Below are 15,434 nucleotides of genomic sequence, written 5' to 3'. Positions count from 1 at the left end.
CCCCACTCTCGGATGGAAGCTAGTGGCCATTCGAAGACCTACGTCAGATCCGCTCGGAAGGGCGTCTGTTCTTGGCAATCTCCAAGGAAACCCATCCATGCGTGTACAAGTACAAGAAGTGGTCATCGTGAGCGGGGTACGTACGGCCATCGGTGATTACGGTGGCAGCCTGAAGAGCCACCGGCCCGGCGAACTGGCCGGCCTGATGGTCGCCGAGGCGGTACGGCGTGCGGGGATCGAGGCGGCCAGCGTCGGTCATTGCGTGTTCGGCAACGTCATCCACAGCGAATCGGCCGACATGTACATCAGCCGGGTGGCGGCGTTGCGCGGCGGCCTGTCCGAGCGGACCCCGGCACTGACCGTCAACCGCCTGTGCGGCAGCGGCCTGCAGGCGGTGATCAGTGCGGCCCAGCAGATCCAGCTCGGCCTGTGCGACACGGCGGTGGCCGGCGGCGCCGAGTCGATGAGTCTCGCCCCCTATCACCTGCCCACGGCGCGCTTCGGCCAGCGGATGGGCGACGGCGTGACCGTCGATCCCATGGTCGGCGCGTTGCAATGCCCGATCAACCACTACCACATGGGCGTGACCGCGGAGAACGTCGCCGAGAAGTACGGGATCACCCGTGCGCAGCAGGATGCGCTGGCCGTCGAGAGCCACAACCGCGCCCAGCGGGCCGTCGAGCGGGGCCATTTCAAGGGGCAGATCCTGCCGATCGAGCTGAAGAGCCGCAAGGGCACGACCCTGTTCGACACCGACGAGCACATTCGCCACGACTGCACCCTCGACGACCTCAAGTCGCTGCGCCCGGTGTTCAAGCAGGACGGCACGGTCACCGCCGGCAACGCCTCCGGGCTCAACGACGGCGCCGCCGCTCTGGTGCTGATGGCGCGCGCCAAGGCCGAAGCCGAAGGCCGGCCGGTCATGGCCAGATTGGTCGATTATGCGGTGGTCGGCGTCGATCCCAGCATCATGGGCATCGGGCCGGTACCGGCCATTCGCGAGCTGCTCGAACGCAACGGCCTGGGCGTCGGCGACATCGACGTCTACGAGGTCAACGAGGCCTTCGCCGCCCAGGCACTGGCTGTCGCCCAGCAGCTGGAGTTGCCGGGCGAGCGCCTCAACCCCAACGGCAGTGGCATCTCCCTGGGCCATCCGATCGGCGCCACCGGGGCCATCGTGGCAGTGAAGGCGATCCACGAGCTGGCCCGCATCCAGGGCCGCTACGCCATCGTCAGCCTGTGCATTGGCGGCGGCCAGGGTATCGCGGTGCTGTTGCAGCGCCCCTGACACGGCGGTTGGCGCCAGCCCCAATGGGCGCGGTTTTGACCGCGACTCCGCTGAAAGCGGCAACTGTGCTGCCTGGGGTGGAAAACGCTGCGCGGTTTTCCACCCTACGAGAAAGCCCCTTCTTCCGACCCGGCTGTTGCCCGTGCGGCGACGGTCTGGACGCGTGCGGCCTGCGCGGCCCGAACCACAAACAATAAGGAGTACCACGGCATGTACAACGGCAAGGCGATGAGCCTGCGGGCACTGGAGGCGGGACTGGTCGAGCTGACCCTCGATCTGCAGGGCTCCTCCGTCAACAAGCTGGACAGGCTGACCCTGAACGAACTGGCCGAGGTCGTCCAGCTGCTCGCCACCCATGGCCACCAGATCGAGGGCCTGCTGATCTCCAGCGCCAAGCCCGCGTTCGTCGTCGGCGCCGACATCACCGAATTCACCGCGGCCTTCGCCCGCAGCGAAGGCGAGCTGGTGGAGTGGATTCGCCAGGGGCAGCTGCTGTTCGGCGCCCTGGAGGCCCTGCCGTTCCCGACCGTGGCCGCGGTGAACGGCCTGGCCCTGGGCGGCGGCTTCGAGCTGGCGCTGGCCGCCGATTTCCGGGTCCTGGCGGCGGACGCCCGGGTCGGCCTGCCGGAAGTGGCCCTGGGCCTCTGCCCGGGCTGGGGCGGCACCGTGCGCCTGAGCCGGCTGATCGGCGCCGAGGCGGCGCTCGACTGGATGCTCGCCGGCAAGCCCCAGGCCGCGGCCAGGGCGCTGGAGCTGGGCGCCGTCGACCGGGTGGTCGCCGCCGGGGAGCTGCGTGATTCCGCGCTGAACCTGCTGCGCCTGGCGGTGAGCGGCGAGCTGTCGGTTACCGGCAACCGCATCCGCAAGCAGCAGCCCCTCGGCGACACCCCACAGGCGCGAGGGCGGCTGGCCGGCCTGCAGCGGCACTACGGCAGCAAGCTCGACCCCCATTATCCGGCGCCGGCGGCGATCCTCGACGCCGTCGTCCGGCACGCCATGCTGCCGCTGGACGAGGCGCTGGAGATCGAGGCGCGCACCTTCGCGGCCCTGGCGAAGTCGGATGTCGCCCGCGCCCTGGTCGGGCTGTTCCTCGGCGAGCAACTGGTCAGGAAGAAGGCCCGGGCCTGGAGCGGCAAGGCCGAGCCGGTCCGCCGCAGCGCCGTGCTCGGTGCCGGCATCATGGGGGGCGGCGTGGCCTTCCAGTCGGCCTCAATGGGCACTCCCATCATCATGAAGGACATTCGCGGCGAGGCCCTCGAGCTGGGCCTCACGACCGCCGGACAGCTGCTGGACCGGCAGATCGACAAGGGCCGGCTGGACGCGGCCGGCAAGCAGCGGGTGCTGGAGAACATCCTGCCGGCGCTGGACTACCAGGATTTCGCCGGGGTCGATCTGGTGGTCGAGGCCGTGGTGGAAAACCCCAAGGTCAAGGCCGCGGTGCTGGCCGAGGTGGAAGACCAAGTGCCCGCCACCACGGTACTGACCTCCAACACCTCGACCATCTCCATCGATCTGCTGGCGCAGGGCCTCAAGCGTCCGGAGTCCTTCTGCGGCATGCACTTCTTCAACCCGGTGCACCTGATGCCGCTGGTGGAGGTGATCCGCGGCAGCCGCACCAGCGAGGCGGCCATCGCCCGCACCGTCGCCTACGCCAGCGCCATGGGCAAGACCTCCATCGTGGTCGGCGACTGCCCGGGCTTTCTGGTCAACCGCGTGCTCTTTCCCTACTTCAACGGCTTCAACCGTCTGCTCAAGGACGGCGTCGACTTCGAGCGGATCGACCGGGTCATGGAGGACTTCGGCTGGCCGATGGGGCCGGCCTACCTGGCCGACGTGATCGGCATCGACACCATGGTCCACGCCGACCATGTGCTGCAGGAGGGTTTCCCCGAGCGCATGGGTCACGACGGCGAGCCGATCATGGATGCGCTGCTGGCCAGCGGCGCGCTCGGCCAGAAGAACGGCAAGGGCTTCTACGAGTACACCAAGGACTCTTCCGGCCGGCGCAGCCGGCAGCCGGCGGCGGCCGCCCGCGCGCTGATCGCCGAGCGGGTGCCGGAGCGGGTCGAGGTCTCCGACGAGGAGATCGTCGACCGGCTGATGATCCCGCTGTGCCTGGAGGCGGTGCGCTGCCTGGAGGACGGCATCGTCGAGACGGCCGAGGAGATCGACATGGGGCTGCTGCTCGGGATCGGCTTCCCGCGCTTTCGCGGCGGCGCCCTGCGCTACCTCGACACCCAGGGCCTGGAGGTCTTCGCCCGCAAGGCCGAGGCCCATGCCCGGCATGGCGGGCTCTATCAATTGACGGACGATTTCCGCGCCCGCCTGGCCGCAGGCCGGGGCTACTTCTGAGACTTTGCGTCGATGGCGGCAGCTGCGCTGCCGTTGGTGGGTTACGGCCTGTGGCCTGACCCACCCTACGAAAGTGCCGGGCGCCGGCTCACCGAACAATAAAAGAGGAAAGAATCAATGAGTGACTATGTCCATCCCTACCGCGACACGGAATTCGTGCTGGGCGAGCTGGTCGAGCTGGAGCGCTTCTGCGCCGTGGCCAACCTGAACGACGTCAATGGCGAGCTGGTTTCCGCCATCCTGGCCGAGGCCGGCCGGCTCGGCTCCGAGGTGCTGGCGCCGCTGAATGCCGTCGGCGACACCCAGGGCGCGCGGCTGGGCGAGCGGGGCGTCGAGGAGACCCCCGGCTTCGCCGGCGCCTACGGCCAGTTCGTGGAGAGCGGCTGGCCGTCGCTGACCGCCGCCGAGGCCTGGGGCGGGCAGAACCTGCCGAACGTGGTGGGCACCGCCGTCAACGAGATCTGGCACTCGGCGAACATGGCCTTCGCCCTCTGCCCGATGCTCACCCAGGGGGCCATCGAGGCCCTCGCCCACCACGGCTCGGCCGAGCTGCAGGCCGCCTACCTGCCCAAGCTGGTCAGCGGCGAGTGGACCGGCACCATGAACCTCACCGAGCCGGACGCCGGCTCGGACCTGGCGGCGATCAAGGCCAGGGCCGTGCCCAACGGCGACCACTACCTGATCAGCGGGCAGAAGATCTTCATCACCTGGGGCGACCACCAGATGACCGACAACGTCGTCCATCTGGTGCTGGCGCGGCTGCCGGACGCCCCCGCCGGGGTCAAGGGCATCTCGCTGTTCATCGTGCCCAAGTTCCTGCTCGACGCCCAGGGCAGGCCGGGCGCGCGCAACGACGCCCAGTGCGTCGCCCTGGAGCACAAGCTGGGCATCCACGGCAGCCCGACCTGCGTGATGAGCTTCGGCGACACCGAAGGCGCGGTCGGCTACCTGGTCGGCGAGCCGCACAAGGGCCTGGCCTGCATGTTCACCATGATGAACCACGCCCGCCAGAGCGTCGGCCTGCAGGGCCTGTCGATTTCCGAGCGCGCCTACCAGCAGGCCCGCCAGTACGCCAGGGAGCGCCTGCAGGGTACCCGCAAGGACGGCAGCCGCTTCCCGATCATCGAGTTCCCCGACGTGCGCCGCATGCTGCTGCAGATGAAGGCCTCCATCGAGGCGATGCGCGCTCTGGCGCTGGTCACCGCCGCCGAGGTCGACCGCGCCGCCCATGCGCCCGATGCGGACGCCGCGGCGCGCCACCAGGGGCGCGTGGACCTGCTGACGCCGATCGTCAAGGGCTGGCTGACCGAACTGGCCCAGGAGGTCACCTCCCTAGGCGTGCAGATCCACGGCGGCATGGGCTTCATCGAGGAGACCGGCGCCGCCCGTCACTACCGCGATGCGCGCATCCTGACCATCTACGAGGGCACCACCGGCATCCAGGCGCTCGACCTGGTGGGGCGCAAGACCCTCTTGAACAAGGGCGAGCTGCTCGGCGGCCTGCTCGACGAGATCGGCGAAACCGTCGCTCGGCTGGAGTGCACCGGTCCCTTCGCCGCCCAGGCCCGGGCGCTCGGCGAGGCCCTGGCCGCCGGCCGCGAGGCGCGCCGCCTGCTGCTGGAAGGCGCCGAGGCCGATGCGGCGCTGGCCGGCAGCGTCAGCGTGAACTTCCTGATGCTGTCCGGCTACCTGTGCGGCGGCTGGCTGATGGCCCGTTCGGCGCTGCGCGCCCAGGCGCTGCTGGAGGCCGGTGACGGCGACCGCGCGTTCCTCGAGAGCAAGCTGGTCACCGCGCGCTTCTATTGCGAGCAACTGCTGCCGCGCACCCAGGCCCTGCTGGCGGCGATCAGGGCCGGCAGCGGCAGCATCATGGCGCTGGCCGACGAGCAGTTCTGATTCCGCGTTTCTGCAATGGCACCCCGCCGGGGTGCCGGTAAAAACCAACAACAAGAGCGGGCGGCCCTCCGGGATGCTGCCCCCAGCCTGGGACTTGCGTAATGAAAATACTGGTAACCGTCAAACGGGTGATCGACTACAACGTCAAGGTGCGCGTGAAGCCCGACCACAGCGACGTCGATCTGGCCAACGTCAAGATGGCCATGAACCCCTTCTGCGAGATCGCCGTGGAGGCGGCCGTGCGCCTCAAGGAAGCCGGCATCGCGACGGAGATCGTCGCCGTCTCGGTCGGCCCGGCGGCCTGCCAGGAGCAGATCCGCACCGCCCTGGCCCTGGGCGCCGACCGTGGCATCCAGATCGACACCGCCGAGCCGCCCGAATCCCTGGTGGTGGCCAAGCTGCTCACCGCCGTGGTCGCGGCGGAGAAGCCCGACCTGGTCATTCTCGGCAAGCAGTCCATCGACGGTGACAACAACCAGACCGGGCAGATGCTCGCCGCCCTGCTGGACTGGCCGCAGGCCACCTTCGCCTCGGCACTCGCCCTGGAGGAGGGCCGCCTCAGGGTCACCCGCGAGATCGACGGCGGCCTGCAGACGCTGTCCCTCGCCCTGCCGGCCATTGTCACCACTGACTTGCGCCTGAACGAGCCGCGCTACGCCTCGCTGCCCAACATCATGAAGGCGAAGAAGAAGCCGCTGGAAGTGAAGACGCCCGCCGAACTCGGCGTGGCGCCGAAGGCCCATACCCGCCTGCTCAAGGTCGAGGCGCCCGCCGAGCGCCAGGGCGGGACCAAGGTCGGCAGCGTGGGCGAGCTGGTGGAAAAACTGAAGAACGAAGCGAAGGTGATCTGATGGCCATTCTTGTCATTGCCGAACACGACAACCGCACCCTCAAGGGCGCCACCCTGAACACCTTGGGCGCCGCGGCGCAGCTGGGCGATGAAGTGCATCTGCTGGTGGCCGGCCTGGCCTGCGGGACCGTCGCCGCCCAGGCCGCTGCAGTGCCCGGCGTGAGCCGGGTGCTGGTGGCAGATGCCGCCGCCTACGAGCACCAGCTGGCGGAAAACCTCTCCCGGCTGGTCGCCGGGCTGGGGAAAAACTATTCGCACCTCCTCGCGCCCGCCGGCTCGGCGGGCAAGAACCTGATGCCGCGGGTCGCCGCGTTGCTCGACGTGGCCCAGCTCTCCGACATCGTCGGCGTCGTCTCGCCGAACACCTTCCGCCGGCCGATCTATGCCGGCAATGCCATCGCCACCGTGCAGTCGCTGGACCCGGTGGTCGTCGCCACGGTGCGCGCCAGCGCCTTCGACCCCGTGCCGGCCGAGGGCGGCAGCGCCGCTACCGAGAGCCTCGACGCCGCGCACGACGCCGGCACCGCGCGCTTTATCGGCGAGGAACTGGCGATTTCCGACCGCCCGGACCTGGGCAGCGCGCGCATTGTGGTGTCGGGTGGCCGAGGGCTGGGCAGCGGCGAGAACTTCGCCCTGCTGGAGAAGCTGGCCGACAAGCTGGGGGCCGCGGTCGGCGCCTCGCGGGCGGCGGTGGACGCCGGCTTCGTCGCCAACGACCGGCAGGTCGGGCAGACCGGCAAGATCGTCGCACCTGAGCTGTACATCGCCGTGGGCATCTCCGGGGCCATCCAGCATCTGGCCGGGATGAAGGACTCCAAGGTGATCGTGGCGATCAACAAGGATGCCGAGGCGCCGATCTTCCAGGTCGCCGACTACGGGCTGGTGGCGGATCTGTTCGAGGCGGTGCCCGAGCTGGAAAAGGCCCTCTGAATCCGCTCGGGGTGGAAGTGTAGGGCGGGTGCAACCCGCCGACTCCGGTGCGACTCCGCGCCATGTCCGGCGGGTTTCACCCGCCCTACCACGACAACAACAAGCCTTTTGGCCTTTGATGTGGAGGAACGTGCCATGCGCGAATCCATGGAATTCGATGTGCTCATCGTCGGCGCCGGTCCGGCGGGACTGTCCGCCGCCTGCCGGTTGATGCAGCTGGCAGCCGAGCAGAGCCGGCCGCTGGAGGTCTGCGTGGTGGAGAAGGGCTCCGAGGTGGGGGCGCACATCCTCTCCGGCGCGGTGTTCGAGTCCCGCGCCCTCGACGAGCTGTTTCCCGACTGGAAGGCACTTGGCGCCCCGCTGCACACGCCGGTCAGCGCGGATGAAGTCTACCTGCTGAAGAACGCCGAGCAGGCCGTGAAGCTGCCCGACGCGCTGCTGCCGAAAAGCCTGCACAACGCCGGCAACCACATCGTCAGCCTCGGCAACCTGGTGCGCTGGCTGGGCGAGCAGGCCGAGGCGCTGGGCGTGCAGGTCTTCCCGGGCTTCGCCGCCGCGGAAGTGCTCTACGACGAGAACGGCCGGGTCAAGGGCGTGGCCACCGGCGACATGGGCGTGGCCGCCGACGGCTCGGCCAAGGACGGCTTCATGCCGGGCATGGAACTGCACGCCCGCTACACCCTGTTCGCCGAGGGCTGCCGGGGCCATCTGGGCAAGCAGTTCGCCGAGCGCTTCGACCTGGCCCGTAACGCCGACCCGCAGCACTACGGCCTCGGCATCAAGGAGCTGTGGGACATCGACCCGGCCCGCCACCGGCCCGGGCTGGTGATCCACGGCGCCGGCTGGCCGCTGGAGCGCGACACCGGCGGCGGCTTCTTCCTCTACCACGCGGAGAACCACCAGGTCGTGGTCGGCCTGATCGTCGACCTGAACTACGCCAACCCCTGGCTCAGCCCCTTCGACGAGTTCCAGCGGCTCAAGCACCACCCGGTGCTGAAGCAGTACCTGGACGGCGGCAAGCGGGTGTCCTACGGCGCGCGGGCCATCGCCAAGGGCGGCTTCAATGCCCTGCCGGAGATGGCCTTCCCCGGCGGCCTGTTGCTCGGCTGCGACGCCGGCACCCTGAACGTGGCCAAGATCAAGGGCAGCCACACGGCGATGAAGTCGGGGCTGCTGGCGGCAGAGACGGTATTCGCCGCACTGACCGAGGAACTGGCGGACAGCGCCTGGGCACCGCGCTGGAAGGCCGCCTTCGAGGCTTCCTGGCTGCACGAGGAGCTGTACCGCTCGCGCAACTTCGGCCCGGCGCTGCACCGGCTCGGGCCGCTGGCCGGCGGCGCCTTCAACTTCGTCGAGCAGAACCTCCTCGGCGGGCGGCTGCCGATCACCCTGCACGACCGCGAGGCCGACCATGCCCGGCTGCGCCCCGCGGCGGACTGCTCGCCCATCGTCTATCCGAAGCCGGACGGTGTGCTGAGCTTCGACAAGCCCGCTTCGGTGTTCCTCTCCAACACCAATCACGAAGAGAACCAGCCCTGCCATCTGGTTCTCAAGGACGGCGCGCTGCCGCTGCGCGAGAACCTGCCGCGCTACGCCGAGCCGGCGCAGCGCTACTGCCCGGCCGGGGTGTACGAGGTGCTGGGGGCGGAGCAGGGCGAGCCGCGTCTGCAGATCAATGCGCAGAACTGCCTGCACTGCAAGACCTGCGACATCAAGGACCCGTCGCAGAACATCGTCTGGGTGGCGCCCGAGGGAGGCGGCGGACCCAATTACCCGAACATGTAGGGCGCCTCGCCGGCGTGCATGATCGTTTCCACAAGGCCGTCCGGGGTGCACCCGGTACGGCCAAGGCCCTCCCTTCGAATAATTACAATCCTTCGAGGTTTCCCATGTATTCCGAGCGTATTCGCCTGGCTTCCCTGCATGACCGGATCGTCGATGCCGCCGCGGCGGTAGCCCTGATCGAGGACGGCATGACCGTCGGCATCAGCGGCTTCGGCTGCGCCGGCGACGCCAAGGCCGTGCCTTTCGCCCTGGCCGAGCGCGCCAGCCGCGAACCCGTGCGCATCAGCCTGGTCACCGGCGCCAGCATCGGCAATGGCCTCGACCGGCTCTTGGCCGAGTCCGGCGCGCTGGCCCGGCGCATGCCGTTCCAGGCCGACGCGACCCTGCGCAAGGCGATCAACGCCGGCCAGGTCATGTTCGTCGACCAGCACCTCTCCGAGACCGTCGAGCAGATGCGCAGCCACCAGCTCAAGCGGCCGGACGTGGCGGTGATCGAGGCGGTGGCGATCACCGAGGAAGGCCATATCGTGCCGACCGCCTCGGTGGGCAACTCGGCCAGCCTGGCGCTGTTCGCCGAGCGGGTGATCGTCGAGATCAGCCTGCGCTACGGCGCCAACCTGGAAGGCCTGCACGACATCTACATCCCCGCCGACCGCCCGGGGCGCCTGCCGATTCCGCTGGTGCGGCCGGACCAGCGCATCGGCGCCACGGCGATCCCGATCGACCCGGCGCGGATCGCCGCCATCGTCATCAGCGACTACAGCGACTCGCCGTCCACGGTGCAGCCGGCGGACGCGGAGACCCAGGCGATCGCCGACCACCTGATCGGCTTCTTCGCCAGCGAGGTGGAAGCCGGGCGCCTGCCGCGCAACCTGGGGCCGCTGCAGGTCGGCGTCGGCTCCATCGCCAATGCGGTGATGGCCGGCCTGATCGATGCGCCCTTCGAGAACCTCTGCATGTACTCCGAAGTGCTCCAGGACTCCACCTTCGAGCTGTTCGACGCCGGCAAGCTGGACTTCGCCTCAGGCAGCGCCATCGTGTTGTCGGCGGCCCGCGGCGCCCAGGTGTTCGGCGACTTCGAGCGCTACAAGGAGCGTCTGGTGCTGCGTCCGCAGGAAATCTCCAACCATCCGGAAGTGTCGCGCCGGCTCGGCATCATCGGCATCAACACCGCCCTGGAGTTCGACATCTACGGCAACGTCAACTCCACCCACGTCGGCGGCACGCGGATGATGAACGGCATCGGCGGCTCCGGCGACTTCGCCCGCAGCGCGCACACCTCGATCTTCGTCACCAAGTCGATCGCCAAGGATGGCGCCATTTCCAGCGTGGTGCCGATGGTCGGCCACGTCGACCACACCGAGCACGACGTCGACATCCTGGTCACCGAGCAGGGCCTGGCCGACCTGCGCGGCCTGGCGCCGCGCGAGCGGGCCCGGGCGATCATCGACAACTGCGTGCACCCGGACTACCGCGCGGCGCTGAACGACTACTTCGCGCGCGCCTGCGCCCGCGGCGGGCAGACCCCGCACCTGTTGGGCGAGGCGCTGTCCTGGCACCTCAACCTGGAGGAGCGCGGCCACATGCTGAAGGCCGGCTGAGCCGGGCAAGACTTTCCTCGCAATACCGACCCGGCCGCAGCCCGTGGATCCCTCCAGGCTGCGCTCGACGTCGGTGCCTTGGCCGGATCGGGAGCCTTCCCGGTCCGGCTTTTTTTTGTCGCCGCGGCCCGTGGCGCCGATCTGCCGTGCAAGAGGCATGACAGTGCCGGCGTCTTTCGCGGCATGGCGGCGGTCGAGAAGGCGGGCAGGCCCGTTCCTGACTGGCCGGTGGCCCCTTCATGCTTTGGTCTAGTGGGGAGGGGGGGCGAAACTTTGTATAAGCCCCAGCGACGGTAAGTAGTTCACCCGCATTCCTCTCTACTAATAACTACAATGTTCGAGGTTTCCCCGCATGTACTCCGAGCGTATCCGCTTGGCTTCCCTGCATGACAAGGTCATGAGCGCAGCCGAAGCCGCTTCCCTGATCAAGGATGGCATGACTGTCGGCATGAGCGGTTTCGCCTGCGCCGGCGACGCCAAGGCCGTGCCCTTCGCCCTGGTCGAGCGCACCAGCCACGAGCCCCTGAGCATCAGCCTGATCACCGGCGCCAGCATCGGCAACGGCCTCGACAAGCTGATGGCCGAGGCCGGCCTGCTGGCCCGGCGCATGCCGTTCCAGGCCGACCCGGCCCTGCGCAAGGCGATCAACGAGGGCAAGGTCATGTTCATCGACCAGCACCTCTCCGAAACCGTCGAGCAGATGCGCAGCAATCAGCTCAAGCGGCCGGACGTCACCGTGGTCGAGGCGGTGGCGATCACCGAGGACGGCCATATCGTGCCGACCGCCTCGGTGGGCAACTCGGCCAACCTGGCGCTGTTCGCCGACCAGGTGATCGTCGAGATCAGCCTGCGCTACGGCACCAACCTGGAAGGGCTGCACGACATCTACATCCCGCCGGAGCGTCCGGAGCGCTCGCCGATTCCGCTGGTGCGCCCGGACCAGCGCATCGGTGCCACGGCGATCCCGATCGATCCGGCGCGGATCGCCGCCATCGTCATCAGCGAGTACAGCGACTCGCCGTCCAACGTGCTGCCGGCGGACGGGGAGACCCAGGCGATCGCCGACCACCTGATCGGCTTCTTCGCCAACGAGGTGGAAGCGGGACGCCTGCCGCGCAACCTGGGGCCGCTGCAGGTCGGCGTCGGCTCCATCGCCAACGCGGTGATGGCCGGCCTGGTCGATGCGCCCTTCGAGAACCTCAGCATGTACTCGGAGGTGCTGCAGGACTCCACCTTCGAGTTGTTCGACGCCGGCAAGCTGGACTTCGCCTCGGGCAGCTCGATCGTTCTCTCCGCGGCCCGCGGCGCCCAGGTGTTCGGCGACTTCGAGCGCTACAAGGCACGCCTGGTGCTGCGCCCGCAGGAAATCTCCAACCACCCGGAAGTGGCCCGCCGCCTCGGCATCATCGGCATCAACACCGCCCTGGAGTTCGACATCTACGGCAACGTCAACTCCACCCACGTCGGCGGCACGCGGATGATGAACGGCATCGGCGGCTCCGGCGACTTCGCCCGCAACGCCCAGTTGGCGATCTTCGTCACCAAGTCGATCGCCAAGGACGGGGCCATCTCCAGCGTGGTGCCGATGGTCAGCCACGTCGACCACACCGAGCATGACGTCGACATCCTGGTCACCGAGCAGGGCCTGGCCGACTTGCGCGGCCTGGCACCGCGCGAGCGGGCGCGGGCGATCATCGACAACTGCGTGCACCCGGACTACCGCGCGGCGCTGGAGGACTACTTCGCACGCGCCTGCGCCCGCGGCGGCCAGACCCCGCACGTGCTGGAGGAAGCCCTGTCCTGGCACATCAACCAGGAGCGACGCGGCCACATGCTGACGACCGCTTGAAGATGCAGGTCCGCCGGAACTGAGCGGGCCGGCTGCCGGCCCGCTCAGTTCCGGCGCACCGGCGAGGCGGGCGCGAGCGGGGCGACGCTCATCGAGCGGATGACGGCGAGCCCGTCGAACGCCTCGGCGGTGATGCCGTTCGCATCGTTCGCGCCGTACACGACCGCGCTCAGCGCGTGCTCGTCGCCGTTCACGAACATTTCGACCGAAGTGCGGTCGACGATGTCGTCGAGATCGACGGCGCCATCCCGTGGCCGGACGCGAATCGTGCGCCCGTGCTGGTACACCTCGGTCAGTTGGTCGGCGATCGCATCGTGGTCGCGGACGATGAATGCCGTTTCAGTGGTGAAGTCGTAGCCAATGGTCGTGAAGTGCGTGCCGTCGGTCTTGAGCTTCAATCGCACCTCCCGGGCCGGCTGGAGCGGATCCTGAGCAATCGAGGCGCGCAACCGGTACGCGGCACTCGTTGGCTGCGGCACCTCCCAGGTCTCGCCATGGCCGATCTGCAACTGCTCGATGCGGGCCTGTTCGCCCTCGAGCGTGCCGATCGTGTCGATCGGGCGCGAGCTGAGCGTGAGCCGGCCGTCGATGTTCTTCAGGTGCAGCTCGCGCACGAGCGAAAGGTGGCTGCCGCCCCATTCGCCGGCGGGAAGCCGGCGGGCATAGTCCCAGTTGTTCGCCCAGCCGACGGCGTACCGGGTACGCAGTTGCTCTTCGGCGGTCTGCCGTGGATCGGTCCAGGTGACGGCGGCGTAGAAGTCCGACCCGTTGTCGAGCCACTGGGGTTCGGCCTGATCGGGGTGGAAATTCGTTCCGTCCCACTCTCCGGTCCAGTAGGCATACCCGGAATTCATGCCGTAGTTGAAGCCGTTCGCGCCGGTCGCCAGCACCCAGGTCGTGCGCGACGGGTCGCCCTCGATCGACATGCGAAACAGCTCCGGGCACTCCATGATGCCCAGGTCGTCGCGCTCGAACCCCGACAGGTAGGTCCATTCCTTCAGGTTCGCGGAGGTGTAGAAACCGATCTTGTGCGGCTCGGAGATGAGCATCAGCCAGCGCGAATGCTCCGCGTCCCAGGTGATTTTCGGGTCGCGAAAGTCCCCGCCGCCCGCCGGATTGCGCATGATGGGGTTGCCTTCATACTGCTCGAAGGTGTAGCCGCCGTCGGTGGAGTAGAACAGCGACTGAGTCTGCACGGCATCCAGTTGCTGTGTCGCGACGACAACGATCGCGCCGGCACCGAACCCGGCCGTGTCGTTCACGTCGATGACAGCACTGCCGGACTGGATGTCGCCATCGCCGCGCGTGTACTTGTGGATCGCCACACTCTCATCGAACCAGTGCACCAGGTCGGTCGAGGTGACATGGTACCACTCGGTACCGTTCCCGTTCGGGTAATCCTCATTGTAGAGGTAGTACAGGTGCCAGCGACCATCGAGGAAAAATGGCCGCTGCGGATCGTTCATCCAGCCGCTCGCTGGCGTCAGATGCACCTCGGGGCGCAGTTCGCCGAGCCCCTCGGCGCTCACCTGTGAGGCGACGACGGAGTCGCTCTCTTCAGCGGCAACGAGTGGGGCGATGCCGGCGGTGAGCATGGTTGCGACGGCTGCCACGACGATGCGCAGCCATCCTCGGGGCACGGTGGGTCGGAATCGCTTGAAGATCATGGGGAATGCTCCTTTCGCTCCATCGACTGGGCTTCATGCATTGAGGTCATGCATAACTGATTGATTTACAAGGATACTTTTGTACCCCATGAGCGGGGTGGCATCAAGCGATCATTGCGGCGTGGCTACCCTTCCTATTCCAGGCTCAATCCAGGCCGCCGCCTTCGCAGCCGGGACCTTTGGCCGATTTGTGATACCGTTTCGCAGCCCGTCAAGCGGTCGAGCGAGAGAGGAAGCCATGGACAACCGGGCCGGCGAGATGCAGATATTCGTCCGGGTAGTGGATACCGGCAGCTTTTCCGAGGCCGCGCGCCAGTTGCTGGCCAGCCCGTCGACCATCAGCAAGCTTGTCCTGCGCATCGAGCAGCGGCTCGGGGTGCGTCTGCTCGAGCGCTCCACCCGCCGGCTGGCGCTGACCGACGAGGGCCGCCTCTACTACGAGCGTAGCCAGGCACTCCTCACCGAGCTCGACGACATCGAGCAGGCGCTCGCCAAGGGCGCGCGCCACGCCCGCGGTACCGTGCGGGTGAATGCCTCGGTGGGCTTCGGCATCTGGGGAATCGAGCCGCTGCTGCCGGCCTTCTGGGAGGCCCATCCGGACATCCTGGTGGACCTGTCGCTGTCCGACGACCTCGTCGATCTCTATCTGGAACGCACCGACATCGCCTTCCGCATCGGTGCGCTGAGCGACTCGACACTGCGCGCGCGGAGGATCGGCGTTGCCCGGCGGCGGATGGTCGCCGCCCCGGCCTATCTGGAAAGGCACGGCGTGCCGGCCGGCATCGAGGACCTCGACCGGCACAACTGCCTGGGTTTCAATTTCCGCCGCGTCAGCCCGGTCTGGCCGCTGCGCCAGGGCGGGCGCATCGTCGACCGCATGGTGCGCGGCAACCTGCTGGCCAACAATGGTGAAACGGTTCGCCGCCTGGCCATCGCCGGGGCCGGCATCGCCCGGCTGGCCGACTTCCACATCGACCGCGACATCGCCGCCGGGCGGCTGGTGGAGGTGCTCGCCGAGAGCGGCCATGACTGCGAGGAGGTCCATGCGCTCTACCCGGGCGGGCGGCACGTGCCCCAGCGGGTGCAGGTGTTCCTCGACTTCATGGTCCCGCGCCTGCAGGCGTTCATGAAGCGCCCGTGACCGGCTAGTGGCCTGTGCGGTTGGTTAACTCGAGTTCGGATGACCGGAGCTCCGAGACAAGGCGGCGCGACGAGT

General features: G+C 68.4%; 10 protein-coding genes. 9 read left to right on the top strand and 1 reads right to left on the bottom strand.

The features are described from left to right. The first annotated feature begins 97 nt into the window (after window positions 1-97). The 8 genes from bktB (at window position 98) to ACYVD0_RS20920 (ending at window position 12,551) form a co-directional block, all read left to right on the top strand. Entirely contained in the window at window positions 98-1,288 is a 1,191-nt protein-coding gene (bktB, locus tag ACYVD0_RS20955; protein WP_460428592.1) for a beta-ketothiolase BktB, read from the top strand. Window positions 1,289-1,498: 210 nt separating this feature from the next. Beyond that, window positions 1,499-3,640, top strand: coding sequence for a fatty acid oxidation complex subunit alpha FadB (gene fadB / locus ACYVD0_RS20950; RefSeq protein ID WP_460428591.1), 2,142 nt, complete (start codon window positions 1,499-1,501; stop codon window positions 3,638-3,640). Window positions 3,641-3,757: 117 nt separating this feature from the next. Continuing rightward, entirely contained in the window at window positions 3,758-5,536 is a 1,779-nt protein-coding gene (locus tag ACYVD0_RS20945) for an acyl-CoA dehydrogenase (protein ID WP_460428590.1), read from the top strand. A 101-nt stretch (window positions 5,537-5,637) separates the two neighbouring features. Then, a complete protein-coding gene (locus ACYVD0_RS20940; protein ID WP_460428589.1) occupies window positions 5,638-6,387 on the top strand; it encodes an electron transfer flavoprotein subunit beta/FixA family protein in 750 nt (249 codons plus the stop codon). Then, a complete protein-coding gene (locus ACYVD0_RS20935) occupies window positions 6,387-7,316 on the top strand; it encodes an electron transfer flavoprotein subunit alpha/FixB family protein (RefSeq protein WP_460428588.1) in 930 nt (309 codons plus the stop codon). Before ACYVD0_RS20940 ends, ACYVD0_RS20935 begins: the two co-directional genes overlap by 1 nt. Window positions 7,317-7,451: 135 nt before the next feature. Then, on the top strand, window positions 7,452-9,101 hold the full coding sequence (locus ACYVD0_RS20930; RefSeq protein WP_460428587.1) for an electron transfer flavoprotein-ubiquinone oxidoreductase: 1,650 nt from the start codon (window positions 7,452-7,454) through the stop codon (window positions 9,099-9,101). Between the two features lie 104 nt (window positions 9,102-9,205). Further along, window positions 9,206-10,702, top strand: coding sequence for a succinate CoA transferase (locus tag ACYVD0_RS20925; protein WP_460428586.1), 1,497 nt, complete (start codon window positions 9,206-9,208; stop codon window positions 10,700-10,702). 352 nt (window positions 10,703-11,054) lie between these two features. Continuing rightward, window positions 11,055-12,551 (top strand): acetyl-CoA hydrolase/transferase family protein, encoded by a 1,497-nt coding sequence (locus ACYVD0_RS20920; RefSeq protein WP_460428585.1) that lies wholly within the window; start codon window positions 11,055-11,057, stop codon window positions 12,549-12,551. A gap of 44 nt (window positions 12,552-12,595) precedes the next feature. On the opposite strand, the gene ACYVD0_RS20915 is transcribed toward ACYVD0_RS20920, so the two are convergent. After that, window positions 12,596-14,218, bottom strand: a complete 1,623-nt coding sequence (locus ACYVD0_RS20915; RefSeq protein WP_460428584.1) for a glycoside hydrolase family 32 protein — start codon at window positions 14,216-14,218, stop codon at window positions 12,596-12,598. Between the two features lie 238 nt (window positions 14,219-14,456). Here ACYVD0_RS20915 and ACYVD0_RS20910 point away from each other — a divergent pair, with 238 nt between their 5' ends. Beyond that, window positions 14,457-15,359 carry a LysR family transcriptional regulator gene (locus tag ACYVD0_RS20910; protein ID WP_460428583.1) on the top strand — a complete coding sequence of 301 codons (903 nt, stop codon included), beginning with the start codon at window positions 14,457-14,459 and terminating at the stop codon, window positions 15,357-15,359. Window positions 15,360-15,434: the final 75 nt, after the last annotated feature.

It is taken from the genome of Azotobacter armeniacus (genome assembly GCF_054779355.1).
The sequence above is the reverse complement of the archived record's forward strand: the minus strand, read 5'-3'. Positions and strand labels throughout refer to the sequence as shown.

Coding starts and splice junctions, on each gene's coding strand:
- ACYVD0_RS20940 (WP_460428589.1), top strand. CDS start 5,638: ATGAAAATACTGGTAACCGTCAAACGGGTGATCGACTACAACGTCAAG.
- ACYVD0_RS20935 (WP_460428588.1), top strand. CDS start 6,387: ATGGCCATTCTTGTCATTGCCGAACACGACAACCGCACCCTCAAGGGC.
- ACYVD0_RS20925 (WP_460428586.1), top strand. CDS start 9,206: ATGTATTCCGAGCGTATTCGCCTGGCTTCCCTGCATGACCGGATCGTC.
- ACYVD0_RS20945 (WP_460428590.1), top strand. CDS start 3,758: ATGAGTGACTATGTCCATCCCTACCGCGACACGGAATTCGTGCTGGGC.
- ACYVD0_RS20930 (WP_460428587.1), top strand. CDS start 7,452: ATGCGCGAATCCATGGAATTCGATGTGCTCATCGTCGGCGCCGGTCCG.
- ACYVD0_RS20910 (WP_460428583.1), top strand. CDS start 14,457: ATGGACAACCGGGCCGGCGAGATGCAGATATTCGTCCGGGTAGTGGAT.
- ACYVD0_RS20920 (WP_460428585.1), top strand. CDS start 11,055: ATGTACTCCGAGCGTATCCGCTTGGCTTCCCTGCATGACAAGGTCATG.
- fadB (WP_460428591.1), top strand. CDS start 1,499: ATGTACAACGGCAAGGCGATGAGCCTGCGGGCACTGGAGGCGGGACTG.
- ACYVD0_RS20915 (WP_460428584.1), bottom strand. CDS start 14,218: ATGATCTTCAAGCGATTCCGACCCACCGTGCCCCGAGGATGGCTGCGC.
- bktB (WP_460428592.1), top strand. CDS start 98: ATGCGTGTACAAGTACAAGAAGTGGTCATCGTGAGCGGGGTACGTACG.